Origin of the sequence: Halorubrum cibi, assembly GCF_900182635.1 — an archaeon.
GTDB lineage: Archaea > Halobacteriota > Halobacteria > Halobacteriales > Haloferacaceae > Halorubrum > Halorubrum cibi.
This window is the reverse complement of record NZ_FXTD01000008.1, coordinates 28,730-54,716: the sequence shown is the minus strand read 5'-3', so window position 1 is coordinate 54,716 and position 25,987 is coordinate 28,730. Positions and strand designations below refer to the sequence as shown.

Annotated in this window: 27 protein-coding genes; 15 read left to right on the top strand and 12 right to left on the bottom strand. The window is 68.4% G+C overall.

The window, feature by feature from the left end; translation table 11 throughout:
• Positions 1-19: 19 nt before the first annotated feature.
• Positions 20-1,126, bottom strand: a complete 1,107-nt coding sequence (locus FN829_RS11190) for a pyridoxal phosphate-dependent aminotransferase (protein WP_142987061.1) — start codon at positions 1,124-1,126, stop codon at positions 20-22.
• 199 nt (positions 1,127-1,325) lie between these two features.
• Between FN829_RS11190 and FN829_RS11185 the strand changes: the two genes are divergently transcribed.
• A complete protein-coding gene (locus FN829_RS11185) occupies positions 1,326-1,817 on the top strand; it encodes a metal-dependent hydrolase (protein ID WP_142987060.1) in 492 nt (163 codons plus the stop codon).
• 207 nt (positions 1,818-2,024) lie between these two features.
• Here the strand turns inward: FN829_RS11185 and FN829_RS11175 are convergent, their stop codons facing one another.
• Together FN829_RS11175 and FN829_RS11170 are read right to left on the bottom strand one after the other, a co-directional pair.
• The gene (locus FN829_RS11175) at positions 2,025-2,378 is read right to left on the bottom strand and encodes an ArsR/SmtB family transcription factor (RefSeq protein WP_142987059.1); all 354 of its coding nucleotides are present in this window, start codon (positions 2,376-2,378) and stop codon (positions 2,025-2,027) included.
• A gap of 18 nt (positions 2,379-2,396) precedes the next feature.
• On the bottom strand, positions 2,397-3,074 hold the full coding sequence (locus tag FN829_RS11170; RefSeq protein ID WP_246066518.1) for a CPBP family intramembrane glutamic endopeptidase: 678 nt from the start codon (positions 3,072-3,074) through the stop codon (positions 2,397-2,399).
• A 381-nt stretch (positions 3,075-3,455) separates the two neighbouring features.
• On the opposite strand from FN829_RS11170, the gene FN829_RS11165 reads away from it, so the two are divergent.
• The 3 genes from FN829_RS11165 to FN829_RS16450 are packed head-to-tail and all read left to right on the top strand — an operon-like array spanning position 3,456 to position 4,412.
• Positions 3,456-3,794, top strand: coding sequence for an ArsR/SmtB family transcription factor (locus FN829_RS11165; RefSeq protein ID WP_142987057.1), 339 nt, complete (start codon positions 3,456-3,458; stop codon positions 3,792-3,794).
• A gap of 1 nt (position 3,795) precedes the next feature.
• Positions 3,796-4,119 carry a hypothetical protein gene (locus FN829_RS11160; RefSeq protein WP_142987056.1) on the top strand — a complete coding sequence of 108 codons (324 nt, stop codon included), beginning with the start codon at positions 3,796-3,798 and terminating at the stop codon, positions 4,117-4,119.
• Positions 4,116-4,412: a DUF7521 family protein gene (locus tag FN829_RS16450; protein WP_142987055.1), complete on the top strand. Its 297-nt coding sequence runs from the start codon at positions 4,116-4,118 to the stop codon at positions 4,410-4,412. The genes FN829_RS11160 and FN829_RS16450 overlap by 4 nt, the downstream gene beginning before the upstream one ends.
• A gap of 532 nt (positions 4,413-4,944) precedes the next feature.
• Here the strand turns inward: FN829_RS16450 and FN829_RS11150 are convergent.
• Positions 4,945-5,712 carry a PHP-associated domain-containing protein gene (locus FN829_RS11150; RefSeq protein WP_142987189.1) on the bottom strand — a complete coding sequence of 256 codons (768 nt, stop codon included), beginning with the start codon at positions 5,710-5,712 and terminating at the stop codon, positions 4,945-4,947.
• A gap of 121 nt (positions 5,713-5,833) precedes the next feature.
• Here FN829_RS11150 and FN829_RS11145 point away from each other — a divergent pair, with 121 nt between their 5' ends.
• Entirely contained in the window at positions 5,834-6,130 is a 297-nt protein-coding gene (locus tag FN829_RS11145) for a DUF7565 family protein (protein ID WP_142987054.1), read from the top strand.
• 88 nt (positions 6,131-6,218) lie between these two features.
• On the top strand, positions 6,219-7,337 hold the full coding sequence (locus FN829_RS11140; protein WP_142987053.1) for an ArsA family ATPase: 1,119 nt from the start codon (positions 6,219-6,221) through the stop codon (positions 7,335-7,337).
• A 29-nt stretch (positions 7,338-7,366) separates the two neighbouring features.
• Here FN829_RS11140 and FN829_RS11135 read toward each other — a convergent pair whose 3' ends face one another.
• Both FN829_RS11135 and FN829_RS11130 read right to left on the bottom strand, forming a co-directional pair.
• Positions 7,367-8,011, bottom strand: coding sequence for a hypothetical protein (locus FN829_RS11135; RefSeq protein WP_142987052.1), 645 nt, complete (start codon positions 8,009-8,011; stop codon positions 7,367-7,369).
• On the bottom strand, positions 8,008-8,778 hold the full coding sequence (locus tag FN829_RS11130) for a hypothetical protein (RefSeq protein WP_142987051.1): 771 nt from the start codon (positions 8,776-8,778) through the stop codon (positions 8,008-8,010). The genes FN829_RS11135 and FN829_RS11130 overlap by 4 nt, the downstream gene beginning before the upstream one ends.
• Before the next feature lie 107 nt (positions 8,779-8,885).
• Here FN829_RS11130 and FN829_RS11125 point away from each other — a divergent pair, with 107 nt between their 5' ends.
• Positions 8,886-9,623, top strand: coding sequence for a DUF2103 domain-containing protein (locus tag FN829_RS11125; protein ID WP_142987050.1), 738 nt, complete (start codon positions 8,886-8,888; stop codon positions 9,621-9,623).
• Between the two features lie 58 nt (positions 9,624-9,681).
• Here FN829_RS11125 and FN829_RS11120 read toward each other — a convergent pair whose 3' ends face one another.
• Positions 9,682-10,977, bottom strand: a complete 1,296-nt coding sequence (locus FN829_RS11120) for an MBL fold metallo-hydrolase (RefSeq protein WP_142987049.1) — start codon at positions 10,975-10,977, stop codon at positions 9,682-9,684.
• A 160-nt stretch (positions 10,978-11,137) separates the two neighbouring features.
• Here FN829_RS11120 and FN829_RS11115 point away from each other — a divergent pair, with 160 nt between their 5' ends.
• The 5 genes from FN829_RS11115 to FN829_RS11095 all read left to right on the top strand — a co-directional run bounded on the left by FN829_RS11115 (position 11,138) and on the right by FN829_RS11095 (position 16,865).
• Positions 11,138-11,905, top strand: coding sequence for a nucleotide-binding protein (locus tag FN829_RS11115; protein WP_142987048.1), 768 nt, complete (start codon positions 11,138-11,140; stop codon positions 11,903-11,905).
• Positions 11,902-12,663 carry a hypothetical protein gene (locus FN829_RS11110; RefSeq protein WP_246066517.1) on the top strand — a complete coding sequence of 254 codons (762 nt, stop codon included), beginning with the start codon at positions 11,902-11,904 and terminating at the stop codon, positions 12,661-12,663. Before FN829_RS11115 ends, FN829_RS11110 begins: the two co-directional genes overlap by 4 nt.
• Positions 12,664-12,781: 118 nt before the next feature.
• Positions 12,782-13,411 (top strand): hypothetical protein, encoded by a 630-nt coding sequence (locus FN829_RS11105; protein WP_142987047.1) that lies wholly within the window; start codon positions 12,782-12,784, stop codon positions 13,409-13,411.
• Between the two features lie 335 nt (positions 13,412-13,746).
• Positions 13,747-16,095 carry a phosphoenolpyruvate synthase gene (gene ppsA / locus FN829_RS11100; RefSeq protein ID WP_142987046.1) on the top strand — a complete coding sequence of 783 codons (2,349 nt, stop codon included), beginning with the start codon at positions 13,747-13,749 and terminating at the stop codon, positions 16,093-16,095.
• Positions 16,096-16,217: 122 nt separating this feature from the next.
• Positions 16,218-16,865, top strand: coding sequence for a halocyanin domain-containing protein (locus tag FN829_RS11095; RefSeq protein WP_142987045.1), 648 nt, complete (start codon positions 16,218-16,220; stop codon positions 16,863-16,865).
• Positions 16,866-16,922: 57 nt separating this feature from the next.
• Here the strand turns inward: FN829_RS11095 and FN829_RS11090 are convergent, their stop codons facing one another.
• On the bottom strand, positions 16,923-17,969 hold the full coding sequence (locus FN829_RS11090; protein ID WP_142987044.1) for a glycosyltransferase: 1,047 nt from the start codon (positions 17,967-17,969) through the stop codon (positions 16,923-16,925).
• A gap of 127 nt (positions 17,970-18,096) precedes the next feature.
• Here FN829_RS11090 and FN829_RS11085 point away from each other — a divergent pair, with 127 nt between their 5' ends.
• From FN829_RS11085 to FN829_RS11075, 3 genes are all read left to right on the top strand, one after another.
• A complete protein-coding gene (locus FN829_RS11085) occupies positions 18,097-19,947 on the top strand; it encodes a S9 family peptidase (protein ID WP_142987043.1) in 1,851 nt (616 codons plus the stop codon).
• Positions 19,948-20,033: 86 nt separating this feature from the next.
• Positions 20,034-20,312 carry a signal recognition particle subunit SRP19 gene (srp19, locus tag FN829_RS11080; RefSeq protein WP_142987042.1) on the top strand — a complete coding sequence of 93 codons (279 nt, stop codon included), beginning with the start codon at positions 20,034-20,036 and terminating at the stop codon, positions 20,310-20,312.
• Positions 20,313-20,314: 2 nt separating this feature from the next.
• Positions 20,315-20,545, top strand: a complete 231-nt coding sequence (locus FN829_RS11075) for an H/ACA ribonucleoprotein complex subunit GAR1 (RefSeq protein WP_142987041.1) — start codon at positions 20,315-20,317, stop codon at positions 20,543-20,545.
• Between the two features lie 32 nt (positions 20,546-20,577).
• Here FN829_RS11075 and FN829_RS11070 read toward each other — a convergent pair whose 3' ends face one another.
• From FN829_RS11070 to nuoL, 4 genes are all read right to left on the bottom strand, one after another.
• On the bottom strand, positions 20,578-20,847 hold the full coding sequence (locus tag FN829_RS11070; protein WP_142987040.1) for a hypothetical protein: 270 nt from the start codon (positions 20,845-20,847) through the stop codon (positions 20,578-20,580).
• Between the two features lie 81 nt (positions 20,848-20,928).
• The gene (locus tag FN829_RS11065) at positions 20,929-22,440 is read right to left on the bottom strand and encodes an NADH-quinone oxidoreductase subunit N (protein ID WP_142987039.1); all 1,512 of its coding nucleotides are present in this window, start codon (positions 22,438-22,440) and stop codon (positions 20,929-20,931) included.
• Entirely contained in the window at positions 22,433-23,965 is a 1,533-nt protein-coding gene (locus tag FN829_RS11060; RefSeq protein ID WP_185955747.1) for a complex I subunit 4 family protein, read from the bottom strand. The genes FN829_RS11065 and FN829_RS11060 overlap by 8 nt, the downstream gene beginning before the upstream one ends.
• Positions 23,962-25,986, bottom strand: coding sequence for an NADH-quinone oxidoreductase subunit L (gene nuoL / locus FN829_RS11055; protein WP_142987038.1), 2,025 nt, complete (start codon positions 25,984-25,986; stop codon positions 23,962-23,964). The genes FN829_RS11060 and nuoL overlap by 4 nt, the downstream gene beginning before the upstream one ends.
• Position 25,987: the final 1 nt, after the last annotated feature.

Sequence of the window (25,987 nt, the reverse complement as noted above, 5' to 3'; positions counted from 1 at the left end):
GGGGCGGACGGAGCCGCGGTTACCGTTCCGAGAAGTAGTCGACCAGCCGCTCGGCGGCCTCGAGCGACCGCGGGGTGACGAGGGCGAACCGGAGCCAGTCGTCGCGGGCGGTTCCGAAGGTGTCGCCGGGCATGCCCGCGACGCCCGCCTCGTCGATCAGCCGCTTCACGTTCTCCATGGTGCCGGGAAAGCCCTCGAACCGCGCCAGCACGTAGAAGCCGCCGTCGGGCCGGGTGTACTCCGCGCCCGCTGCGTCGAGCGCCTCCGTGAACGCGTCGATCCGGTCGGCGAGCCGCTCGCGCGCCTCCGCGTAGTACTCCTCCTCGGTCGCCTCCAGGGCGTGTGAGACCGCGTACTGGGCGGGCCGCGAGCCCGCGATGTTCACGAGCATGTGGCGGGTCTTCGCGGCGTCGACGTGGGCGTCCGGGAGGATCGCGTAGCCGACGCGGAAGCCCGTGATCGCCATCGACTTCGAGAAGCCGCTGGTGACGATCACGCGGTCCGAGTCGAGCGAGAGCGCCGACTCGAAGGAGCCGGTGTGATCGAAGCGGTCGTACACCTCGTCGACGACGACGAGCGCGTCAACCGACTCCGCGATCTCGACGACCTCCCGCACCTTCTCGAGGTCGTAGACGGCCCCCGTGGGGTTGTTCGGGGTGTTGAGGACGATCAGCGCGGTCTCGGCGCTCGCCGCCTCCCGGACCGCGTCGACGTCGAGCCCGCCGTCGCGCTCGGTCGGGACGAGCGTCGGGTCGCCGTCGAGCAACTCGGTCTTGCCGGGGTAGTACGGGTAGACGGGGTCCATCAACAGCGCCTCGTCGCCGGCGTCGCGCTCCAGCGCCCGCGCCATCCCGAGGTAGTTGGCCTCGCCCGTCCCGTTCGTGAGGACGATCCGGTCGACGTCGACGCCTCGCCTGACCGCGATCGCCTCGCGAAGCTCCCGGATCCCCTCGCTCGGCGGGTACTGGAACTCGGCGGACGGCAGCTCAGCGTACGCCGCGACGGCCTCGCGGAGCGCGGCGGGCGGCTCCCAGTCGGGGTTGCCGCTCACCATGTCGATGACGTCGCGGTCGGCGTCCGCGCCGTACTTCATCACCTGAAAGAACTTGGGCTCCTCGTACTCCATGCCCGTTCATGGGGTGTGGCCCCCGTGGCTCTTTCGACGCCGGATCCGCGGCGTTCCCTCGACCCGGTTCCGCGGCGTTCCCCCGACCCGGTTTCGTGGCGTTCCCCTGACCCGGTTTCGAGTCGTCCCCGTCGGCTCCCGGTCGTCCCCGTCGGCCGCGATCCGTGCCTTTTCGGTCGACGCCGCGAGAGACGGGGGCATGAACAAACGCGGTCACGTGTTGAACGCGCTGCTTCTCGCCGTCGGACTCGGGTTCGTGCTGGAGCCCGGAGTCGACGTCGACACCGCCCGGAAGGTCGCCCAGATCACGGTGCCGATCGTGTTGGGCGCGCTCTTCCCCGACGTCGACACCGCCTTCGGCAAACACCGGAAGACGCTCCACAGCCTCCCGGTGCTCGCGGTCGTCTCCGCGTACCCGATCGTCTTCGACAACCTCCACTTCGTCTGGGTCGGCGTGGTGACTCACTACCTGCTCGACCTGTTCGGTAGTCGCCGGGGGATCGCGCTCTTTCACCCCCTCTCGGACGAGGAGTTCTCGATCCCGTTCGGCGTCACCACGAGCAGCAAGTACGCGGACCTCGTGACCGTGATCATCACCGCCCTCGAGATAGCCGCCTTCTGGGCGGTCACCACCTACGTCGTCTCGCTCGACGTGGACCTCTCGTCGGCGACCGCCGGATTCGGGATCTGAGGGCGGACGCAACTTCTGGGAAGAAGACGATCAGCGTGTTCGATCGGAAATCGGGGGAGATGCGCTGGCACTACGCGTTCGATCCGGACCTTCATCATCAAGTGATATCTCCACCAGTACTGGTCGACGGAGCTGTATTCTCTACCGCCACGCACACCGACGGCCCGGGCACCCTTGGCGACCTTCCTCCACGGGACGGATCGTGACTCACTGCCGTGTCTCTGCGGTGGTGTTCCCAAACTGAATGACGAGCTCCTCCACCGAGAGGGCGTAGACCGTCATCTCGATCCCCTTTCTAGAGTACCATGTGTCTACCGCCTCGATCAGGTCGGCCTCACGGAGGTGTCCCAAATGGTATTTGGCGTTCTGTACGGATGTACCGATAGCATCAGCGATGTCGGAGGCCGTCGCTGGTTCGTCATCGAGCGTTGCCAGTATCTGCTGTGCGGTATCCGAGGAAACGACCTGAAGCGTGTCGGTCGGCTGGTCGTCGATGACGATTCTCGACCGTTCACGCGGTGTGTGTTCGACAGGAGTCTGGTGGGGGAATGCGGTTGGCATGAGTTCGTCCGAGATGTGTTACCGTCCGGTGTACGCAGTCACACGATCGTCGAGTTCGATCTTCCCGTCGCGTCGGCGTATATACGCAACCAGTAGCAAGCCACCAAGGATGGCGAAGCCGACAAAAACGAGTCCCTCCTCACCAACCCAACGCGATGGCCCGACGATGTCGACAGCGAAGAGCTCTGGAGTTTGCTGTGAGTGACCGAGACCGAAAATCGCGGTTTGAGTGAAATTGTAGAACACATGAAAGCCGATACTGAGGGCGAGTTCGCCGGTCAGGACGTACGCTCCACTCAGTACCAGTCCAGCGATCAGGTAGTACCCGTATTGACTGAGATGCGTTACCTTCCCACCGTGTAGAAACGCGAACACGAGGGTGCTCAGAGCCACAGCAAGGCCGACAGCAACCCACTTGGGAACGTATCCGTTCGATCCCTCAGCGAGATTCTTCACCATCGCACCACGCAGAACGAACTCTTCCCATGCGGCCGCAAAAGCGATATACCCGAACACGATCCCCATCGCAGGCAAGAACGGTAGGTCGCCGGACCCACGCATTACGCCAGCGAACGTAGCCCAGTCGGCGCCGAGTGCCACGACGAGTGCGCCACCGTTGATCGCAGTGGCGACGAATCCACCGACGACAAACGAGCGCCACCAATCTCGGTCGAACGAGAGGCCGAATCCGCTCATGGGACGCCGGTCGATGATTCGTGTACTAAGAAGCACCGCGCCAATGAGAATGATGGCGATTCCAGTCAATTCGAGGAGCTCTCGTACCGGATGGACGAACCTGGCTCGGATCGTGGTCTGGAGGATTGCGAGGAGAAGAAAGGTAAGTACCGTCGGTAGGAGCGCACGGAGCGGCGCGCGCAAGCGGCGTTGTTCGGCGTTCCAGACCGGCCAGCAGAGTTGACGGATCCTCTCCGGGAGGGTAGTCGATAGGACCCGGCCAACCGTCGATTGTAACGACATACCTGGCGCAAGTATCCGGATATACCTAGCACCCCAGGCACGACTTCCGACCCGGAAGCTGTGACGGGTTTTTTACTGTTACCCGGATCTGGCATGGACATGGGCGAGGACGAGGACGCCGTCCTAGCGTTACTCGACGACGAGTACGCCCGAGCGATCCTCGCACACCTCACGATCGAACCGATGTCAGTCGATGAACTCTGTACGGCCTGTGAAATGTCCGATTCGACGGCGTACCGCCGTCTCGATCGGTTACATGACGCAGGCCTCGTGACCGAACGGCAGGAGTTCGATCCCGACGGCCATCACTACAAGCGGTACGTGGCCACCGTGGAGAACGTTACCGTCACGTTCACCGACGGGAGCTACGAGGTAGCCGTGTCACGCTCGACGGACCCTGCCGACCGGTTCACAGAACTGTTCGAGGGGTTATCTTAAGATGCTCGTAGGACAGGTGGAGACCACGGGGAGCGACCCACTCATCGCACTTGCCGTGCTTGCTCTCTCGGTGGTTTCGGTGGTGTTGTCGGTGACCATCGCCGCGGTGCTGATCCGTGGCTATCGTCGAGGACCGGCTCACCGCGAGATGCTCTGGCTCGCGGTGGGGCTCATCTTCCTGATCACGGTGCCCGAACTGCTTCGTGTCGCGTTGCCGACGGCGACGGACATCGGGAGTACCGGGCGTTCGATACTCGTTAGTGGCTGTGAATTAGTCGGATTGGGGACGATCCTGTGGACGGTGTACGGCGGTGAGATGCGATGATACCAGCGAGTTTGCTGACGATAGAACCGCTCAGTGTGGAGTTAGTAGCCCGTAGCGTAACTGCCGTTGTGGGACTGTTCGTCGCGACGCTGGCCTATCGTGGATACCGACGTAACGGCTCCACCAAGATGCGAGCGCTTGCCGTCGGTATCGCGTTACTAACCGCGGGCGTATACGTGGCAGTCATACTCACAGATCTGACCGGGGTGGAGGGAGGCATCGTCCTTCTGGTACGAGGTCTCGTGACAGTTCTCGGCCTTTGTGTCGTATTGTATGCGATGGTCGTAGCGTGACTTCTGGGAGAGAAGAGAACCGCACCTGAGACCGGCCGTCCTACTCCATGGAGTTCACGGCCCGATTCACGACGAGGAAAATGTCACCACGTCCTGTACGCAGATCGGGCATTTCGATCGGAATCTGGAAAATCAAGTCTCTCCAGCTCGTCCGCTGCCAGATCAGCGTGCCCGAGCGCGACGTTTGCTCGGTTCTCGACGTTGTGTCGGATCCGTTTATCTGCCCAGAGAGTGCTATCTCTCGGCTCGGACGGGGTCAATTCACAGATATTACCCAGTGGAGAGACGACGTCCAGATATGTATGAGACCGCGTTGTACTTGATGCTAATCGGATTATCTATCATCCTCGTTTTTTCGGGATCCTCAGATGGTACCCTTCCAGCCGTCCTCCAAGCTATCGGTGGATTCCTCGCTATCAGTAGTGGTGGGATGCTCCTCAGAGATGTGTTCAGTCACTCGAGAACTACCGAGTGAGCGCACTCGATCTAGCGATCGGTTCGAACGAAAACGGGTCGAACGATCGCCGCCTCGCTACTCGTAGACGGCCACGTCGTCGAACCGGCCCCGGTAAGCGACGTTCGAGGGAAGAGTGGGCTCCTCGCCGGAGAGGAACAGCCGGTCGGCCTTCATCCAGGTGTTCTCGTAGGCCAGATGCCCGAACTCGATCAGACCACGGAGTCGGTGCCCGGGACCGCTGCGCCGAACGACCGTTCGGGAACGTCCCTCGCGAAACGCCTCGACTACCGCCTCGGCGTCGGGGAGGACTCCCTCGAAAGCGGTCCAGGCCTCGCCGACGGTCGACCCGAGGTGCGCGTACGAGGACCCGAACCCGTGGAGGTCGAGGTCGTCCGCGATGTCGCGTGCGCGGTCGTTCTGGTGAGAGAGCAGCTTCGTGTTGTACGTCTCGATGGCATCGATCCGAGGGTCGTGAGCCGCGAGTTCGGGCCGGGTGAGCGAGATGGTCGCGAACGACGGGTGTGGGACGAGGACTGCCGCGTCCTGGCGTTCGAACTCCGCCATCGCCCCCTCGAAGGTGATGTAATCGGGGACGGGTTCCGCGAGCCCGATCGCGAGGAGGTGTCGGCGGTTTCCCCAGTCGCCGGTGAACACCTCGCGGCCGGGAACCACCGTCAGATCGTCGTCGGAGAACCGGGTCGCGCGCTCGCGGATCGTCGGCAGCCGGGTGAAATGCGGCGCGTACACGAGCGCGTCGATCCCGCGCTCCTTCGCGCGGGCGACGACGCGGTCGTCGAGGACCTTGACGTGGGCGTCGACGCGCGTTCGAGATCGGCTCACGATCGGAGGTACACACAGTCGCCCAAAGGCGTATCGTTCGTCGACGACTTCGGGTCTCACCGTTCGTCGCCGATCCGGGGTCCTCGGGGGAAACCGTTAATCCGCTCGGCGGGAACCGTGGAACATGGTTCCCTGGGCGTGCGGTATCGACGGGTGCGACGCCGTCTTCGAGGACGTGGAGTCGGCCGTGCTCCACCAGACGCGAGAACACCAGCGCCACGAGTGTAAGGTGTGCGGCACGATCGTTCCGGACGGCTACTTCGCGATCCGACACGCGTTCGACGAACACACCCGCGCGGAGTACGTCCGCGCGTACGACGCCGACTCCGCGGCGGTCCGCCGCCGAGAGAAAGTGAAACGAGAGATCGAGACCGAAGCGGACCTCCAGACTGTCGTCGAACGGCTCGACGGGTCGCCGTAGCCCGCTCGCCTTTCGGCCCCCGTCCCACCCGTCCCACCCGTGATCCCGGACCGACGGGTACACAAGTGCGCCGCCGCCAGTAGGGAGCATGGACGACATCGACGTCGAGCCCGTCGAACGCGTCGACGACGAGGACACGGGAAGCGAGGACCTTCCTCGGGGCGTCGACGCCCCGGAGTACGTGCTGTACGGCGGGAAGGGCGGCGTGGGGAAGACGACGATGGCGGCCGCGACCGGACTCTCCTCTGCGGCGGGAGGCGTCCCGACGCTCGTCGTCTCGACGGACCCGGCCCACTCGCTTTCGGACACCTTCGGAATCGACGTGCCCGCCGAGCCGGCAGTGGTCCACGAGGACGTGCCGCTTTACGCCGCCGAGATCGACCCCGACGCCGCGATGGAGGAGGGGATGTTCGGCGCGGACGGTGACCCGCTCGGCGGGCTGGGCGAGATGGGCGAGGCGATGGGCGGCATGCCGGGGATGGGCGGGATGGCGGACGCCGCCGACGGCACCGGCGGAGGCGACGGGGTCGACGGCGAGCCCGGTTCGCTGCTCGGCGGGACGATGCCCGGCGCGGACGAGGCCGCGGCGATGCGCCAGCTGCTCGAGTACCTCGACGACCCGCGGTTCGACCGGGTCGTCGTCGACACCGCACCCACCGGCCACACCCTCCGTCTCCTCCAACTCCCCGAGATCATGGACTCGATGATCGGGCGCGTGATGTCGCTCCGTCAGCGCTTCTCGGGGATGATGGACGGGATCAAGGGGATGTTCGGCGGGGACGACGACGGCCCCGATCCGAGCGCCGACCTCGAGGAGTTACGGACGCGGATCGAGCGCCTCAGGAACGTGTTACGCGACCCCGAACGGACCGACTTCCGCGTCGTGATGATCCCCGAGGAGATGAGCGTCGTCGAGTCCGAGCGACTCGTCGCCCGCCTCGACGAGTTCGGAATACCGGTGAACACCCTCGTCGTCAACCGCGTGATGGAGCGGGTGAGCGAGGTTGCCGACGTCGATCCGGAGTGGATCGTCGAGCCGGATCCCGAACACTGCGAGTTCTGCGCGCGACGGTGGGACGTCCAGCAGGCGGCGCTCCGGGACGCGACCGACCTCTTCCGCGGCCGCGACGTCAAACGGGTTCCGCTTCTGGCGAAGGAGGTTCGCGGTGAGGCCGCCCTACGCGTCGTCGCGGCCTGTCTCGACTGACGGAGGGACTCTCGCGTCAGCGGTCCGACTCACTTCCCGGAGCCGTCCGACCGCGCGAGGAGCCCCTCGCGGAACCGTTCCGCGACGCCGGTGAGGTGCGCCTGTCCGAAAGTCGCGACGAGGAGCGCCCCGACCGAGTTGTACATCAGGTCGAGGACGGTGTCGTCGAGCCCGTGTTGTGCCAGTGGCATGGTGACGCCGGTCGTGGCGGCGACGATGTCGAGCGCGAACTCGAACAGCTCCCAGACGACGCCGAACGCGAGGACGACGAGGAGGATGAAGACGAACGCGAACCGACTCGGGATCCGGATCCGGTCGCTGTGGAGGTCGACGGCGCGCAATGCCGTGTAGCCGACCCCGGCGACGAGCGAGGCCGAAAGCGAGTGCGTGAGGTGGTCCCACCACTCGATCCGCGTGTAGAGGGCGGCCGATCCCAAGGTGTGAAAGAAGACGGCGCTCGTGATCCACACGCCGAGCCAGGGGTCGATCGGGACCTCGTAGTTCCGCTCGAGCGCCGCCGGAACGAACGTGATGAGCAGCGCGATCCCGCCGTTGGAGATCGCCTTCGGCGCGCCCGCGACGACGCCGTAGACGAGGATCCCAGCGAGGACCGCCTGCATCGTCCGAGTGAGCCGTTTCTGGTCCCGGATCGACGGGCGGGGCAGGAGCGTCATTTTCGGACCACCCGTCGGATCGCCCGGCGGAGCCGAAGCCCGCGACGCCGGAAGTACGCGTCGAAGAGGACGCCGGCGGCGAGTCCGGCCAGCGTCACGTAGAGCCACTCGATCATGAGCGCCTCGTTCGTCGTCAGGAACTCGGTTCCGAGGGTCCGGTCCGCGTTCCAGCGGAGGATCGTCCACGCCGCCGCGGTGGCCATCGTGGTCATCACGACGAGGACGACCGCGAACCAGTGGGTCACCCGCAGCGACGTGAACATGTGTAAATCGACGGTGATGACGAGCGCGAGCGCGGCGATCGCGAGGTACACCGCGAAGACGCCGAGATCCCCGCCGAAGAGCGCGCGCACTAACACGGGCAACAGCGCGAGTCCGAGCAGCTCCCACGGGAGCATCGCTCGGGGGTCGCCGGCGGCGATCGCGGGCGCGACCACGACCGCGACCATGGCCGCGACGAGCGCCATCGAGAGGAGGTCGAACCCGAGCAGGCTCTCGAGGAAGACGCCGACGAGCACCGCGACCATCGCCCACGCGATCAGCGCGTTCCTCCGGCCGCTGCGGAACAGATCGATCGCCCAGCCGCCGTCGACCGCGTGCTCGGCGAGTTCCTCCTCCGGGGAGGCGCTCTCTCGCTCTTCAGTGTCGCCCAGTCGGTCCGATCCGTCCGACTCGGAGTCGCCCGGCCGGTCCGATCCGTCCGACTCGGAGTCGGTCCCGTCCGACCCGTCGTCGCTCCCGTCCGGTCCGGCGCGGTCGGCGTCCATACCGTCGATCCGAGGGGCGGACACTAATATCGGTTGCTCCGGTCGCTTCGGGCGCTCGAGCCGACCGGAACGAACGGCCTTTTATCGGACACGTGCCTCCGGTCGGTATGAACTGCCGGCGGTGTGGGATCCCCCTGGAGAAGCCCGGGGACTACTGTCTGACCTGTAACACCGCCAACAGCGACGCGGTCGTCGTCGAGTTCTCCGAGGAGCGCGCGGAGTTGACGGTGCTCGACGAGGACGACGTCGTCGGGGAGACGGCGGTCACGACCCGACCCGAGGCCGACGAGGAGCTGACGCACGTCCAACTGCGCAACTTCGCCGGCCGCGTCGCCGACGAGATCCGCCGGAAGCGCCCCGAGACGGTGTACGCGGCCGGCGCGCGCGAGCCCCTCCGGGAGACGCGCGCGCAGATCCACCACGAGTTCTACCGCGTGCCCGACGGGGACGCCGACGGCGACGTGGTCGCGTGGGTGCTCGACCGCCGCGGCGACCGCGCGCTGGAGGTGGTCGAGACGCCGCCGCGCGAGAAGATCGGCGGGTCGCACTCGACGCTCATCGGCGACCGCAAGGGTCGGCGGGCGGTACAGACGGTGGCCGAACACCCCCACGTCAAGAAGGTCGTTCCCGGGCCGATCGACGCCGGCGGCACCGGCTCGCGGACGGGGCTGCGCGCGAAGGCGACGCGCGCGGGCACGAACGGGAACGTCCGGCTCCTCCTCCGGGACGGCTCCAGCGTCCAGGAGAACCGGATCGTCACGACCGCGATGGACCGCGAGACGGGCGAGCGCGTCCGCGAGGACTTAAACGAGGCGCTGCGGGAGGCCGACCTCCAGGACGAGTAGGTTCGGTCGCGTTCAGTCGACGGCTCCCGACCGCGTCAGTCGACGGCTCCCGGCCGCGTCAGTCGTCGGCTTCGGGCTCCGGCGCGGGCTCGGCCGCACAGCGGTTCGGTCCCATCTCGAGTTCGATCGCCGCGACCTCGTCGGCCGGCGATTCGACCCCGCGGTTGGCCGCTATCACCGACTCGTAGTTCGGCGGTTTCTCCGGCAACGTCGCCGTGATCTCCTCGACGAACGCCTCCCGGTCCCGGTCGAGGATCCCGATTCCCGTTCGGGCCTCGCCCACCGTCGTCGCCACGGGCTCTCCCGGGACCGCGTCGCCGGTGGTCCCGTCGTTCGCGACCGAGAAGTGACCGGGCAACACGACGACGTCGTCGGGCTCCGCGAGGAGCGTGCCGTGGAGCGAGTCGTGGAGTCGCTCCGCGCCGGTTCGCGAGCCGGCGGATTCGCGTTCTCTCCCCTCGTCGCCCGCCGCGAACTGGAGTTCCGTCCGGCCGACGCTGTCGGTGAAGAGGGCGTCGCCGGTGAGAACCGCGGAGCGCCCGACGAGGTAGCTCGCGCCGTCGTCGGTGTGGCCGGGGGTCGCGAGCGCCTTCACGTCGACCCCGCCGACGTCGAGGACCTCGTTGCGCTCGAGCGCGTCGAAGTCGTACGCCACGTCGCGGTCGGCTGCCGCGGCCGGGAGGACGTAGGGGACGCCGAGGTCGTCCGCGAGCGCCCGGCCGCCGGAGAGGTGGTCGGCGTGGACGTGGGTGTCGAGCACGGCCGCGATCGACGCGTCGCGGGCGGCGGCCGCGGTCCGCCACTCCTCGCCGTGGCGGGAGACGTCGATAGCGACGGCGATACGGGAGCCGTCGGAATCAGCGACTGCGACGCGATCGTCGTCCTCGCCGTCCTCGCCGTCCTCGCCGTCGGCCGCGCGGCCGCCGACGATCAGGTACCCCAGACATCCCTTCGCGCGGCGCTGGATCTGGACGATCTCGAGAGTGTCGTCGCCGGCGTCGGGGAGGGGAATCTCGGCGTGGTCGTACACTGCCGACCAGCCGCGCATCCCGTCGTCGATGGCGTACACGTCCTCGTAGCCGGCGGCGGCGAGGTCGTCGGCGAGCGCGTGCGACGACTTCCCCTTCGCGCAGACGGTCACGACGGTCTCCTCGGGGCCGATCCCGGTCTCCGCCTCGAACCCGTCGCGGTCGAAGTCGTGGAAGGGCTTGTAGACGTAGTTGATCGACCCGGCGATCCGCCAGCCCGCGTAGCTCTCCTCCGGTCTGGTGTCGACGACGACGAACTCGCGTTCGCCACGTCGCGCCGCGTCGACCATGTCGCGGAACTCGTTCGCGGATATCGTCTCGACCATGGCGGAGTATTGATCCGAGTGAACAAAAGCGCTGTTCTCGGAGACGCCGAGGACGCTTCCCTCATGGACGGGATCTCGGGGAAGTCCGGCCACGTGCCGTTGGCGTGCCGATCGGACCGGCAACGGACACCTTTTAACGCGCCGACGCGGACGAGAGGGCATGGTCGAGGCGTTCGCGGTCGCCAGCGGAAAGGGCGGCACCGGCAAGACGACGAGCACGCTCGCGCTCGGCATGGCGCTCTCCGAGGAGCACGACGTGACCGTCGTCGACGCCGACACCGGGATGGCGAACCTGCTGTTTCACACCGGACTCGACGACGCGGCGGTCACCCTCCACGACCTCCTCGTCGAGGGGACCGCGACCGACGTCTCGGAGGCGACCTACGAGCGGTTCGGGCTCTCCGTCGTCCCCTGTGGCACCTCGCTCGCGGGCTTTTCGGCGGCCGATCCCGCGCGGCTCCGCGAGGTCGTCGCCGAACTCGCCCGCGACACCGACGTGCTCCTCCTCGATTCGCCGGCCGCGCTCGGATCGAAGTCCGCGGTGTTGCCTGTCGTCCTCGCCGACCGCGTCGTGATCGTGGTCGAGCCGACGATCCCCGCGCTCTCGGACGGGCTGAAGGTCCAGGAGTACGCCCGGTCGTACGGCACCGAGACCGCGGGCGTCCTGCTCAACAAGGTGCGGGATCCGGCGGCCGCGGTCGCGGAGCAGGCCGGCCGCCACTTCGGCGGTCCGGTGCTCGCGGAGGTGCCCGACAGCGACGTGGTCCGCGCGGCACGGCGGGCCGGGAAGCCCCTTCTCGCGCACGCGCCCGACAGCGAGCCCGCGGCGCGGTACCGCGAGGCGGCCGCCCGCCTCGAGGTGCGCGACGGCGACGAGGACGCGGTGGCGGCGCGGTTCAAGAGCGCGGTCGTCCCGGACACGCCATGAGCGGGCCGTCGGGCGGGTCGGGACGGTCGACCGACGCGACGGGATCGACGGACGGAGTAGGGGGCTCGACCGACCAGCCGGTCCTCGAGATCCCCCGTGGCGACCTCCTCCGGTCGCGAGTCGTCTCCGACATCGGGACCACCCTCGCCGCCGCGCTCGACCGCGATCTGACCGGCTACGCCACCGTCGTCCCCCAGGAGACGCTGCTGCTCGCCGGCGACGCCCGCGGCGTGCTCACCTTCGAGGCGGGCGTCCCCGTGTTGGCGTACAACACCGTGACGGACAGCGGCGGCCCCGACGCGCTCGCCGAGCTGGCCGTGCCCGGCCCGTACCGCGTCGAGCTGTACGCGGTCGCGCCCGACGCCCTCCGGGCGGCCCACGCCGAGGAGTCGCTCAGGATCCCGCCGGCCGCGGCGGCGACGGAGCTCGCCGACGATCCCGACCTCGCGGACCGGACCCGCGAGGCCGCACCGGCCGAGCGACTGGCGGACGACGACGGCGAGGAGGCCGATGCGGTCGCGGCGTTCCTCGCGGACGACGACCGGATTGCGGCGATCCGCGAGCAGGCGCGCGCCGAAGCCGAAGCGCGCGCGAGCGAGTGGGGACTGGACGACGCGCTCGCGGACGGCGGGGACGACGAGCCGAGCGGCGACGACGAGCCGAACGACGACGACGCGCTCGCGGACGGCGGGGACGACGAGCCGAGCGGCGACGACGAGCCGAACGACGACGACGCGGACCGGGCGGAGCGGTTTTGACCCGGCCGCCCCTACGCTCCCCATCACCGTCCTCCGCCTCCTCCGATCGACCGAACCGCAGGACTTCGCCGACTGGTACGCCGCGAGCCGCGCGTACACCCGCCACGTCGCCGAGGGGATGGGATTTCCGGGTGCCGCCGACCTCGACGGGGACCGGATCGCGGCGCGGCTCGCCGCGGACCCGACCGACCTCTCGCCGGCGTCGGCGCGCTCGGTGGCGACGACGCTGCTCGCGGACGGCGTCTTCTCGGAACCCTACTGCGAGTGGATGCCGCTGTGGTACGAACTCGGCCTCATCGCGCCGGTCCGATACGGCGAGTGGCGGCTCCGCCGGGTGGCGCGCGAGGTCGCCGCCGCCGGAGGCGTCACCGTGAGCGCCCCGCACTTCTCGCGCCCGCGGGACGTCGTCGTCGACGGCCGCCCCGCGCTCGCGGGGCTCTCCGGCTTCCGCGAGCGATTTTTGGCGGCGGCCGCGCTGTTACACCTCGAGTGGTTCGTCCACGTCGCGGCCGCAGACGGGATCGCGGTCCCGAGCGACCTCGTCGAGCGGACGCGCGAGGAGTCGCTGTCGTACTACGCCGGCGACCGCGACCGCCTCTCCCCGGAGGTCCGGCGGTTCCAGCGACTGCTCTTCGCCGACGACGCTTGGGTCGCTCGGGTGGACGAAGCCTACGGCCTCGACAGCCGCCTGTTCGGACTCTGGGAGCGTCTCCTTCGGACGGAGCGGCGGCGGCTGGCGGGCGAGTGATCCGTCTGCCGCGCCGGTCGCGCTCGCCGTCCGTGTCGACAGTGATGTTACAGCACCTGTAACACGTGTTCGGACCGATCATTCGATCAGCAAGTAAGTATAGGTCACCCGAAGGCGTGTGGGAAGGTACGGACCGTCTCTCGGTTCGTCACACCCGCGACGAACTCGGCCCTCTTTCGCTTTCGAACCGCCGTTTACCTCCTTCCATCGAAACACGACGATCTCGAGTCGAGACGACGGACGGCCGCTGACAACTCGCTCGCGAGTAACATTTATTCGGCGCCGTTCGGTTCGGAAGATTCATACGGCGGGTCGTGGATCCACCGGACATACGAATGGCAGTACTCTGGCTGGACGACGTCGACGCCGACGACATCGGGACCGTCGGTGGCAAGGGGGCTTCGCTCGGCGAACTCATCGGCGCGGGGCTGCCGGTCCCGCCGGGATTCGTCGTCACGGCGGGGACCTACCGCGAGTTCATCGAGGAGGCGGAGATAGACGAGGAGCTGTTCGCCGCCGTCGACGTGGACCCCGAGGATTCCGCCGCGCTCCGGGAGGCGGAGGCGACCGCTCGGGAGCTGATCACCGAGACCCCGTTCCCCGACGAGGTCCGCGAAGGCATCGTGGAGAGCTACCGCGAGATGGGCGAAGACGGCGAGGAGGCGTTCGTCGCCGTGCGCTCGTCGGCGACCGCCGAGGACCTTCCCGACTCGTCGTTCGCCGGCCAGCAGGAGACGTTCCTCAACGTCCGCGAGGCCGACCTCCTCCGGCGCGTGAAGGAGTGCTGGGCGTCGCTTTTCACCCAGCGGGCGATCTACTACCGCCAACAGCGCGGGTTCCCCCACGAGGACGTCGACATCGCGGTGGTCGTCCAACGGATGGTCGACGCCGAGAAGTCGGGCGTGCTGTTCACGAGCCACCCCTCGACGGGCGACCCACAGATGACGATCGAGGCCGCTTGGGGGCTCGGCGAGGCGGTCGTCTCCGGCACCGTCTCCCCGGACAACTACGTGTACGACCGCGGCCGCGACCGCGTCGAGGACGTGACGGTCGCGGACAAGAAAGTCGAGATGGTGAAAGACCCCGAGTCGGGCGAGACGGTCCAGCTCGACGTCGAGGAGGACCGGCGCACGGCGCGGGTGCTCTCCGACGACGAGATCGACGAGCTGGTCGGACTCGGCGAACTCGTCGAGGACCACTACGGCACGCCACAGGACGTCGAGTGGGCGATCTACGACGACGAGGTGTACATGCTCCAGTCGCGGCCGATCACCACGATCCGCGAGGACGACGACGCAAACGGGTCGGTCGACGACGAGTCCGGCGGCGACGACCTCAGCGCGGCGGTGGCCGGCAACGGCGGCGGGGAAGCCGGCGACGGCGGCGACGGAGACGGAGACGCGGCGGACGTGCTCGTGGACGGTCTCGGCGCGAGTCCCGGCGTGGTCTCCGGCACCGTCCGGATCGTCACGAAGCTCGACCACCTCGACCAGGTCCAGGAGGGCGACGTGCTCGTGACCGAGATGACGATGCCGGACATGGTTCCCGCCATGAAACGCGCCGCGGGGATCGTGACCGACGAGGGCGGGATGACGAGTCACGCCGCGATAATCTCCCGCGAGCTCGGCGTCCCGGCCGTCGTCGGCACGGGCAACGGGACCCGCGTGCTGGAGGAGGGCGGCGGCGTCACGATCGACGGCGACAAGGGGAGCGTCCGGGCCGGGGCCGACGAGACGGCCGAGCCCGCGGAGGAGTTCGAACCGGTGGAGGCCGCGCGGCCGGAGACCCCCGTCAAGCCGATGACGGCGACGGAGGTGAAGGTGAACGTCTCGATCCCGGAGGCCGCCGAGCGTGCGGCCGCGACCGGCGCGGACGGCGTCGGACTGCTCCGGATCGAGCACATGGTACTCTCGCTCGGGAAGACGCCGGAGAAGTACATCGCGGACCACGGCAAGCGGGCGTACCAGGACGAGCTCATCGACGGCGTTCGACGGGTCGCCGACGAGTTCTACCCGCGACCGGTCCGGGTCCGGACCATCGATGCGCCGACGGACGAGTTCAGCGAGCTGGAGGGCGGCGACGGCGAGCCGAACGAGCACAACCCGATGCTGGGCTGGCGCGGGATCCGCCGGAGCCTCGACAAACCCGAGCCGTTCCGCCAGGAGCTCGCCGCGTTCGCGCGGCTCATCGACATGGGCTATGACAACCTCGAAGTGATGTTCCCGCTCGTCAACGACGCGGCCGACCTCGAGGGCGTGAAACGCCACATGCGCGAGGCGGGGATCGATCCCGAGACGCATCGGTGGGGCGTGATGATCGAAACGCCGGCGAGCGCGCTCCAGATCGACGAGCTCGCCGAGGCGGGGATCGACTTCGCCTCCTTCGGCACCAACGACCTCACCCAGTACACCCTCGCGGTCGACCGCAACAACGAGCACGTCGCCGACCGCTTCGACGAGCTTCACCCCGCCGTCTTGCGACTCATCGGCGACACCATCGAGCGGTGTCGCGAGCTGGACGTCGACACCAGCATCTGCGGGCAGGCGGGCTCGAAATCGGAGATGGTCGACTTCCTCGTCGAGGAGGGCGTCTCCTCCATCTCCGCGAACATCGACGCCGTCCGCGACGTTCAACACGAGGTGAAGCGGGTCGAACAGCGGCTGCTCCTCGACTCGGTTCGCTGAGGCCGATCGGGGGCGAACGACGGACGCGGAACGACGGACGTGGGCGATCGGAACCCGTCCCTCGTCGTTTCCGAGCGAGCGGAACCAACATATTCACTATCGGCGGTGACGAACTCGGATCTATGAGCACGGACGACGTCTCTCGGCGCACGTTCATGCGGACCGCCGGCGGCACGGCTGCCGCCGTCGGCGGAGCCACGGCCGCGACGGGAACTGCCGCGGGACAGGAGGGTGGCGGCGGCAGCGTGGAGCCGGACTGGCCGAGCGGGGCGAACCAGAACCTCGGGACCTACCAGGACGCCCGCGGACAGGACGCGGTGACGATATCGGTCGGTGCCGGCGATCAGGGGCTCGCGTTCGATCCCTCACTGGTGTGGGTCGATCCGGGGACGACGGTCACCTGGGAGTGGACCGGAAGCGGCGGCGCGCACAACGTCCAGACCGTCGAGGAGGGCGGCCCCGCCTCGCTCGACAGCGGCGACGCGATCGACGAGGAGGGTCACACCTACGAGTACGAGACGAGCGAGGAGGACGTCGGCATCACCCACTACCACTGCGTGCCCCACACCGCGGTCGGGATGCACGGCGGGCTCGCCGTCGGCGAGGACATCCCGACGGTCGACACCGGCGGCGGGGAGAGCAGCGCGGTGTTCGTCCCCGACGGCGCGCGCGCGCTGACTATCGCCACCTTCATCGCCATGGTGAGCACGCTCGGGCTCGCGTTCGTCTTCATGAAGTACGGCGGGACGATCGCTCCCGACGAGGCCTGACCGGCGGCGCCGTCCGCTCCGTTCTCTCCGTTCGTTGGCTCGGAAGATCGCGAGCCGTCAGCTCTCGTCGAGTTCGCGGTAGGCCTCGACGTATCGGTCGAGAACCGCACCGCGATCGTACGTCTCGAATCCGGTATCGATCGTTCGTCGATCGAGGTCGCCGACGGTCGCGATCGCGTCGGCCAGCTCCGCCGGACTGGTGACGAGCCGTCCGCGCTCCCGCCCCTCGACGAGTTCGTGTGCGCTCGAATCGGCCTGATACTCGACGAGCCCGACGCACCCGCAGGCTAACGCCCACAGTAGCTCCGTCGGGAACGTCTCCCAGCTCGCGGTCTGCGCGAAGACGTGGGTCCCCTTGAACACCGAGACTCGCTCGTCGAGCGGCAGGTCTCCGAGGAAGGTGACCCGGTCGTCGAGCCGGAGGTCCTCGGCCGTCGATTCGATCCGGTTTCGCTCGGGACCGTCGCCGATCACCGCGGCGCTCCAGTCGCGACCGCGACGCTCGGCGAGCGCCAGCAGGAACGTCTCGACGTTCGCGTGGCGGTCGAGTCGTCGGGAGTAGACCGCGTCGAAGCGGTCGTCCGGCTCCGCCTCCTCGACCAGGTCGAAGTCGACGCTCTCGGGGATCACGCGGACCGTCGACCCGTCCGCGCCGTGTTCGCGGATCCGCGTCTTCGTCGTGCGCGAGGGCGTCGAGACCGCGTCCGCGCCGCGTGCGAGAAGCGGGTAGACCCGCCTCGAGTCCGCCGGATGGTCGCGCCACCAGTCGACGAGGACCGGCGACCCGCCGAGCCGGCCGGCGAGCGTGGTCGCGAGCGCCGGCGTCGGCGGGCTGTTGACCGCGTGGACGACGTCCGGGTCGAGCCGACGGACCGCCGCCGGAACCCGCGCCGCGAACGCCGAAGGCGACGGGTCGACGACGACGGAGCGATACGTGATCCCGTCCGTCTCGAACGTCGACGCCTCGCCGCCCCACCAGCGGGCACACAGCCACGTCACGTCGTGGCCGCGGTCCGCGAGTCCCGCGGCGGTCCGGCGCGTCCGGGAACGCGCCGGCGTGTCGCCGTGTTCGGGGGTGAAAAGCGAGACGAACGCGACGCGCATACGCCGACCGGAGGACGGGGCCGAACAAAAAGACCCGCGATCCGCCCGGAACGCGCACGCCTCGTCCGCCGAGAGGGCTCGGCCGATCCACCCGAAACGGTTTCTCCCCGGCGGCGGAACGATGCGTATGCACAGATACGACGTCGAACGCTACCTCAACGTGCGGGGCGCGGGCGGCGCGACGCTGGGTCCCGACGGTCGGCTCTCCTTCCTGCTCGACGCCACCGGCACCTCGCAGGTGTGGTCCGTCGACCGCCCGCTCGGGTGGCCCGAACAGCACACGTTTTTCGAGGAGCGCGTCACGTTCGTCGACGCCTCGCCGGAGCGCTCGGAGGCCGTCTTCGGCATGGATGAGGGCGGCAACGAGCGCGCACAGCTGTACCGGCTCGAGTTCGGATCTGGAGAGATCACCGACCTCACCGAGCGTCCGGGAGCCAAACACCGGTGGGGCGGCTGGGCGGGCGACGGCGAGCGCTTCGCGTTCGCGTCGAACCGGCGCGACGAGTCCGTCTTCGACGTCTACGTACAGGGACGCGAGGGAACGGGCGACGACGCGGAGCTCGTCCACGAGGGCGACGGCTGGCTCTCGGTGGCCGGCTGGTCGCCCGACGACGACCGACTGATCGTCCACGAGGCGCACTCCTCGTTCGATCACGACCTGTACACCCTCGACGTCGAATCGGAGGAGTTGACACACCACACGCCCCACGAGGGCGACGTTCGGTACGGCAGCCCCGAATGGGGGCCCGACGGGGAGGCGATCTACCTCGTCACCGACCGCGAGAGCGACACGCTCCGGCTCGAGCGGCTCGATCTGGAGACCGGCGAGTTCTCCGTCGTCGTCGACGGCAACGCCGGGGACGGGAACGTGCCGGGTGGTTCCCCGCCCGGCGGCGACGGCTGGAACGTCGACGGCGTCGCGGTCCACGAGGAGTCCCGCCGGGTCGTCTACTCGCGCAACGTCGACGGCTACACCGAGGTCACGGTCGGCGAGCTGGTCGCGCCCGATCGGATCGACGAGTTCCCCGCCCCCGACCTGCCGCGGGGCGTCGCCGGCGGCGTGAGCTTCGGCCCCGCCGGGGACCGGTTCGCGATCACCGCCACGGGCGGCACCGACAACGCGAACGTTCACGTCGTCGAGACGACCACGGGCGAGACCGAGCGGTGGACGAACGCCTCCACGGCGGGGATCCCGCGTGACACGTTCGTCGAGCCCGAACTCGTCCACTACCCGACCTTCGACGGGCGGGAGATCCCCGCGTTCTTCTCGACCCCCGAGAGCGAGGCGCCCGAGTCGGGCTACCCCGTCGTCGTGGACGTCCACGGCGGGCCGGAGTCACAGCGCCGCCCCTCCTTCGGCGCGGTCAAACAGTACCTGTTGAACGGCGGATACGCCGTCCTCGAGCCGAACGTCCGCGGATCATCCGGGTACGGGAAGGCGTACGCCGCGCTCGACGACGTCGAGAAGCGGATGGACTCGGTGGCTGACCTGCGGGCCGGCGTCGAGTGGCTCCACGACCACCCCGAGGTCGACCCCGACCGGATCGTCGCGATGGGCGGATCCTACGGCGGGTTCATGGTGCTCGCGGCGCTGACGGAATATCCCGAGCTGTGGGCCGCCGGCGTCGACGTCGTCGGCATCGCGAACTTCGTCACCTTCCTCGAGAACACCGGCGACTGGCGGCGCGAGCTCCGCGAGGCCGAGTATGGCTCGCTCGCCGAGGACCGGGAGTTCCTGGAGTCGATCTCGCCGATCAACAACGTCGACCGGATCGAGTCGCCGCTCTTCGTCCTCCACGGCGCGAACGACCCGCGGGTCCCCGTGAGCGAGGCCGAACGGATCGTCGAGGAGGCGCGTGAACGGGACGTCCCGGTGCGGAAGCTGATCTTCGAGGACGAAGGGCACGGCTTCTCGAAGCTGGAGAACCGGATCGAGGCGTACCGCGCGATCGTCGAGTTCCTCGAGGAGCACGTGTAGGGCGGACCGCGGCGCTCGGTTCGCGCCTCCGCTGGGCGACGCCCGCGGTCCGAAACGACCTTACCCCGCCGGCCCGCCTCACCGGTATGGTCGAGAACGTCGTGTATCCCGCGTACTTCGACGCCGACCGCTCGCGCTCGGAGGGTCGCCGCGTCCCGACGGATCTCGCCGTCGAGGAGCCGACCGTCGACGAGATCGCGAAGGCGGTCCAGCAGGTCGGCTACGACGCGGTGATCGAACGGGAGAAGACGTACTCGAGAGAGTACGAACCCCGCGGCGCGGTGGTGGTGCGCGGCACCGACGACACCGCGAAGAACGACCTCGTACAGGCGATCGCCGCCTACCTCGGGATCCTCCGCGAGTGACGATGCGTCGCGTCGGAACCGTGGTCCGAACCGCTCAGGGCCTCGCGATCGCCCGGGCCGATCCCGGGGAGGAACCGCCGGACATCGGTGCCGGCGTCGTCGACGAGTCCCTCTCGCGTGTCGGCCGGGTCGTCGACGTGTTCGGCCCGGTCGGACACCCGTACGTCGCCGTCAGCCCCGACGACGGAACGTCGCTCGCCACGCTCGTCGGCGGACCCTTGTACGCGCGGTAGAACCGACTCGAACCGCGGAGCGGCGCCGCCCCTCACTCCACGATCGTGAAGTCCGCGAGCGTCTTCGTCGACCGCACGAGACGTTCACACACCACGAGCTTCTCGGTCCGGTCCAGTCGCTCCCAGTCGATCCCCGCGGGTGCCGACTCCTCGAACGTCCGGAACTGCCGGTACACTTCCTCGTTGACGAACCGCTGGAAGGAGCCGCAGTTCGGACACGTCACGGAGAGGTGGGAGACGTCGAACGCCCGATCGATCGTGTGCTCGAGACAGTTCAGACAGCGGTACTCCCTGTTGGTCACGCCCCCACTCGGGCCCGCGCTCGGTAATACCTGCGGATACCGGCGGGCGAGAAGCGAAGCGAAAAGTGGGTGACGACCCGATCAGAACAGCGCCGCGGCCGCGGCCTCGGCCGCCTCGATGACGGGCCCGAAGCCGGGCAGGAGCAGCACGGTCGCGACCGCCGCGAAGACGACCGCCGCGTACAGGGCGGTCGGCCGCACGTCGATCGCGTCCAGCGCGCTCGGCGTCGCGGGGTCGTCGAGGAACATCGCCCGGACGACCCGGCTGTAGTAGTACAGCGACACGACGCTGTTCACCGCGCCGAGCCCCGCGAGCCAGAGGAAGCCGTTCTCGATCGCTCCCATGAACAGGAAGTACTTCGAGAAGAACCCGGCGAAGGGCGGGAGCCCGGCCAGCGAGAACATGAAGACGGCCATCGCCGTACACGCCACGGGGGCGCGCCGAGCGAGGCCGGCGTAGTCCTCGAACGTCCGGCCGATGCCCCACCGCTCGGCCATCGCGACGAAGAGGAACGCGCCGGTGTTCATGAAGCCGTAGACGAGCAGGTGCGCCATCGCGGCACCCATCACGGCCTCGTTTCCGGCGCTGCCCGTCGAGAGCGCCGCGAGCCCGATGAGCGCGTAGCCGGCGTGGCCGATCGAGGAGTACGCCAACATCCGCTTGACCTCCTCTTGAACGGCCGCCGCGAAGTTACCGAGCGTCATCGTCACCGCCGCGACGACGGCGAACGCGAGCGCCCAGTCGATGCCCGCCGCGACCGACGCCCCGAGCGGGAACGCCTCCGTGAACACGCGGAAGGCGACGACGAACCCGGCGGCCTTCGAGGCCGACGAGAGGAACGCGCTCACTGGCGCGGGCGCCCCCTCGTACGCCTCCGGCGCCCAGAAGTGGAACGGCACGGAGGCGGTCTTGAACGCGACGCCGCCGACGATCATCACGATCCCGACGCCGGCGACGCCGGCGAGCGCGTCGAGCGACTCGACCGCGCTCGCGACCTCGCCGAAGATCAGCGACCCGGTCGCCGCGTACACCAGCGAGATCCCGAACAGGAACACCGCCGAGGAGAGCGCCCCGACGAGGAAGTACTTCAGCCCCGCCTCGACGCTGCCGCGGTCCTTCTTCAAGAACGCCACGAGCGCGTACGACGGCAGCGACACCATCTCGAGGGCGACGAAGACGACCGCGAGCGAGTTCGCGACCGCCAGAAGCGCCATCCCCGTCGCGGCGAACAGCGTCAGCGAGTAGAACGCCGCTGGACGCTGGTGGTCGTGGAAGTAGTCGTGTGCGGCCACGACGACGAGCGCCGTCACCGACGCGAAGATCGCGGTGAAAAACAGCGCCAGCGTGTCCACCTTCACCGCGCCCTCGAGCAGCGTGATCGCCCCGCCGGCGTCGGCGTGCCCCGTGCCCGCGATCACGAACCAGACGGTGACGGAAAGCGACGCGAGCGCGCCGAGCGCGCTCACGACGGCCATCGACGTGTTCGACCGCTCGTTCGGGCGGATCGTGTCGACCAGCAGCAGCGCGAGGCCGGTGAGTCCGAGCAGCAGCGCCGGCGACAGCGCGGTCCACGCGGGAGCCACGCTAGACATCGACGCTCACCCCCTCGACCACGGGCATCGCGGCGTCACGTATCATCTCGAAGAAGATGTCCGGCGCGACCCCGAGCACGATGATCGCCGCCAGCAGGACCGCCAGCGGCGCGACGTCGTGGAACGGGGCGGGCCCGATCTCGTAGTCGGTCTCGAGCCGGAACGGCCCGAACAGCGTCTTCTGCATCGCCGACAGCAGGTAGCCGGCGACGATGACGATCCCGAACATCGCGAGCGCCGTGAAGACTGGCGCGTACGGGAGCGACGGCGCGCCGAACGCGCCGACGAAGATGAAGAACTCCCCGGCGAAGCCGGCCATCAGGGGAAGCCCCATGTAGCCGAACGCGCCGGCGACGAGGATGCCGACCGTGACCGGCATCCGGTCGGCCATGCCGGCCATGTCGCCGACCATCCGGGTGTGCGTCGCGTTGTAGACGACGCCGACGGCCATGAACATCAGCCCCGAGATGAGGCCGTGTGCGACCATCTGGAACGTCGCTCCGCCGACGCCGTACTCGGTGAACACGACGAGTCCGAGGAGGACGTACCCCATCGACGAGACGGAGGAGTACGCGACGATGCGCTTGAGGTCCTTCTGTGCCAGCGCCAGCATCGCGCCGTAGATGACGCTTATCACGGCGATGGCGGCGATCGGGATCGCCAGGGTCGACGCCTGTTCGGGCAGCATCGTGAAGTTGAACCGCAGCAGCGCGTACGTCCCCATCTTCAGCAGGACGCCCGCTAAGAGCACCGACACCGGCGTCGGGGCCTCGACGTGGGCGTCCGGCAGCCACGTGTGGACGGGAACGATCGGGACCTTCACCGCGAACCCGGCGAACATCGCGAGGAACGCGATCATCGCCATCCGGCCGGGCGAGATGCCGAACCAGGTCTCGAGGCCGCCGTCGGCGAGCGCCTGCGTGATCTCCGGGAGCGCAAGCGATCCGATCGAGTCGCCGAGCGCGAACGTCAGCGACATGAACCCGATGAACATCAGAAGCGACGCCGCGTTCGTGTACACGAAGAACTTGATCGCGGCGTACTTCCGGCGGGGGCCGCCCCAGATCCCGATGAGGAAGTACATCGGGACGAGGACCGCCTCCCAGAAGACGAACCAGAGGAAGAAGTCGAGCGCGGTGAACACGCCGAGTAAGTTCGCCTCCATGAACAGCATCAGCCCGTAGAACTGGCTCTGTCGCGAGTCGACTGGCGTCCACGCGCTGAGGATCGCGAGCGGGACGAGGAACGTCGTGAGCACGACGAGCGGTAGGCTGATCCCGTCGAGCCCGACGAACCACGACACCGTCCGGCCGCCGACTTCGACCCACTCGTAGCGCGACTCGAAGGCGATCGTCCCGCCCGTGAGCGCGTTCCCGACCGCGTCGAATTGCGACCAGAGGTAGAGGCTCCCGGCGAAGGGAACCGCGCTGAGCGCGAACGCGAGCCGGCCGGCCCACGCGTTCGGCGCGAGCAGGACGACGAGCGCGGCGAGGAACGTGAACCCGATGAGCGCCTCGAGTATCACAGGAACCACCCCCCGTTGACGCCGAGGAGGACGAGCAGCGCGATCAGCCCCAGCGTGAGCATCGCGGCGTACTGCGTCACCAGCCCGGTCTGTATCCGCCGAACGCGGCTCCCGCCGAGGAGGCTCACCGAGGAGACGCCGTTGACGACGCCGTCGATGATCCCCTGATCGAAGGTGTCCGCGCCGCCCGCGACGTCTTCGGTTCGATACGCGATCCAGACTTGGAGTTCGTCGAGGTAGTAGTTGTTGTACAACACGTCCTTGATCCCGCCGAGTTTCGCCGTGTGCTCCGTCGGCGACGCGACGTTATAGAGCCGCCACGCGAGGCCCAGCCCCGCCAGCGCCAGTCCGAGCGAGACCGCCGCGCCGACGAGCACGGTCGGGACCTCCCCGCCCGCGATGTATCCGCTGCTGTACGGTCCCAGGTCGGCGTAGTGGTGCGAAGAGAGCCCTTCGATGCCGCCCCACTCGTTGTCGAGCCAGCGGTGGAGGTAGTCGATACCCTCGAGTCCGAGGACCTTCTGGACCGGAACCATGTTGATGAAGCCGGTCACGACCGCGAGCGTCCCGAGCACCGAGAGCGGTCCCTTCACGTTCCAGCGGACCGGCTCGGGATCGCGTGCGGTCGCCGAGCGCGGCTCGCCGTGGAAGGTCAAAAAGACCATCCGGAAGGTGTAGAAGGCGGTGACCGGTACGGCGAGCAGCCCCATGAGGTAACCGCCGAGAAGCAACGGCTCGTTCAGGCCGTGGACGAGCGCCTCGTAGAGGATCTCGTCTTTCGACCAGAAGCCCGCGAACGGGAAGATCCCCGCGAGCGCGAGCGACCCGGCGAGGAACGTGTAGTAGGTGACGGGCATCTTCGCTTTCAGCCCGCCCATGTCCCACATGTCCTCGTTGTGGTGCATCGCGATGATGACCGAGCCCGCGCCCAGGAACAGCAGCGCCTTGAAGAAGGCGTGCGTCGTCAGGTGGAAGACGGCGGCCACGTACCCGCCCGCGCCGAGCGCGAGCATCATGTATCCGTACTGTGAGATCGTCGAGTACGCGAGCACCTGCTTCAGCTCGTCCTTCACCACGCCCATCGTCGCCGCGAACAGCGCGGTGAAGCCGCCGATGAAGGCGATGACCGCGAGCGTCGTCGGTGTCAACACGTAGAAGCCGTACATCCGCGCGACGAGGTAGACGCCGGCCGCGACCATCGTCGCCGCGTGAATGAGCGCGGAGACGGGGGTCGGACCCTCCATCGCGTCGGGCAGCCAGGTGTGAAGCGGGAACTGTGCGGACTTCCCGACCACGCCGCCGAGCACGAGCAGGCCGACGACCGTGAGCCAGGTCTGAAGCTCGAGCCCGCCGGGCGTCCAGACGTCGCCGGAGCCGGCGAGCGCCGCCTCCGCGAGCGCGGGGAACGACCCCTCGCCCGCGAACGCGGCCGTGCCGAACGTCGCGAACACGGCGACGACGCCGACGAGGAAGAAGTAGTCGCCGAAGCGGGTGACGAGGAAGGCCTTCTTCGCCGCCGAGGGCGGGCCGGGCTCGCGGAAGTGGAACCCGATGAGCAGGTACGAACAGAGGCCGACCAGCTCGAAGAACATGAACGCCATGAGCAGGTTGTCGGCGACGACGAACCCGAGCATCGAGGCCGTGAACAGGCCAAGTCCCGCGTAGTAGCGCGGGAGCCCCGTCTCGCCCTCGTCGTTCATGTAGCCGAGCGAGAAGACGTGAACCAACAGCGCGACGAGCGTCACGATGACGAGCATGAGCGCCGACAGCGGGTCGATCAGCGCGCCGAACGTGAGCTCGAACTGGTCGCCGGCCGCCCAGGTGTATAACGTCTCGTTGTAGGCGCGGCCGCCGGCGACGGCCGTCGCGATCCACAGCGACAGCAGGAACGACCCCGCCGTCGCCGCGATCCCGCCGAAGGCGCCGCCCTTCGGGAGGTACTTCCCCGCCCCGAGCGCGACCAGGAACGAGAAGAACGGTAACAACACGACGGCCGGTACGTAGGCGAATGCGTCCACCATC

Bases quoted from the DNA above. Each gene is read 5' to 3' on its own strand.
- FN829_RS11190 (WP_142987061.1), bottom strand. From the start codon at position 1,126: ATGGAGTACGAGGAGCCCAAGTTCTTTCAGGTGATGAAGTACGGCGCG.
- FN829_RS11185 (WP_142987060.1), top strand. From the start codon at position 1,326: ATGAACAAACGCGGTCACGTGTTGAACGCGCTGCTTCTCGCCGTCGGA.
- FN829_RS11175 (WP_142987059.1), bottom strand. From the start codon at position 2,378: ATGCCAACCGCATTCCCCCACCAGACTCCTGTCGAACACACACCGCGT.
- FN829_RS11170 (WP_246066518.1), bottom strand. From the start codon at position 3,074: ATGAGCGGATTCGGCCTCTCGTTCGACCGAGATTGGTGGCGCTCGTTT.
- FN829_RS11165 (WP_142987057.1), top strand. From the start codon at position 3,456: ATGGGCGAGGACGAGGACGCCGTCCTAGCGTTACTCGACGACGAGTAC.
- FN829_RS11160 (WP_142987056.1), top strand. From the start codon at position 3,796: ATGCTCGTAGGACAGGTGGAGACCACGGGGAGCGACCCACTCATCGCA.
- FN829_RS16450 (WP_142987055.1), top strand. From the start codon at position 4,116: ATGATACCAGCGAGTTTGCTGACGATAGAACCGCTCAGTGTGGAGTTA.
- FN829_RS11145 (WP_142987054.1), top strand. From the start codon at position 5,834: ATGGTTCCCTGGGCGTGCGGTATCGACGGGTGCGACGCCGTCTTCGAG.
- FN829_RS11140 (WP_142987053.1), top strand. From the start codon at position 6,219: ATGGACGACATCGACGTCGAGCCCGTCGAACGCGTCGACGACGAGGAC.
- FN829_RS11135 (WP_142987052.1), bottom strand. From the start codon at position 8,011: ATGACGCTCCTGCCCCGCCCGTCGATCCGGGACCAGAAACGGCTCACT.
- FN829_RS11130 (WP_142987051.1), bottom strand. From the start codon at position 8,778: ATGGACGCCGACCGCGCCGGACCGGACGGGAGCGACGACGGGTCGGAC.
- FN829_RS11125 (WP_142987050.1), top strand. From the start codon at position 8,886: ATGAACTGCCGGCGGTGTGGGATCCCCCTGGAGAAGCCCGGGGACTAC.
- FN829_RS11120 (WP_142987049.1), bottom strand. From the start codon at position 10,977: ATGGTCGAGACGATATCCGCGAACGAGTTCCGCGACATGGTCGACGCG.
- FN829_RS11115 (WP_142987048.1), top strand. From the start codon at position 11,138: ATGGTCGAGGCGTTCGCGGTCGCCAGCGGAAAGGGCGGCACCGGCAAG.
- FN829_RS11110 (WP_246066517.1), top strand. From the start codon at position 11,902: ATGAGCGGGCCGTCGGGCGGGTCGGGACGGTCGACCGACGCGACGGGA.
- FN829_RS11105 (WP_142987047.1), top strand. From the start codon at position 12,782: ATGGGATTTCCGGGTGCCGCCGACCTCGACGGGGACCGGATCGCGGCG.
- ppsA (WP_142987046.1), top strand. From the start codon at position 13,747: ATGGCAGTACTCTGGCTGGACGACGTCGACGCCGACGACATCGGGACC.
- FN829_RS11095 (WP_142987045.1), top strand. From the start codon at position 16,218: ATGAGCACGGACGACGTCTCTCGGCGCACGTTCATGCGGACCGCCGGC.
- FN829_RS11090 (WP_142987044.1), bottom strand. From the start codon at position 17,969: ATGCGCGTCGCGTTCGTCTCGCTTTTCACCCCCGAACACGGCGACACG.
- FN829_RS11085 (WP_142987043.1), top strand. From the start codon at position 18,097: ATGCACAGATACGACGTCGAACGCTACCTCAACGTGCGGGGCGCGGGC.
- srp19 (WP_142987042.1), top strand. From the start codon at position 20,034: ATGGTCGAGAACGTCGTGTATCCCGCGTACTTCGACGCCGACCGCTCG.
- FN829_RS11075 (WP_142987041.1), top strand. From the start codon at position 20,315: ATGCGTCGCGTCGGAACCGTGGTCCGAACCGCTCAGGGCCTCGCGATC.
- FN829_RS11065 (WP_142987039.1), bottom strand. From the start codon at position 22,440: ATGTCTAGCGTGGCTCCCGCGTGGACCGCGCTGTCGCCGGCGCTGCTG.
- nuoL (WP_142987038.1), bottom strand. From the start codon at position 25,986: ATGGTGGACGCATTCGCCTACGTACCGGCCGTCGTGTTGTTACCGTTC.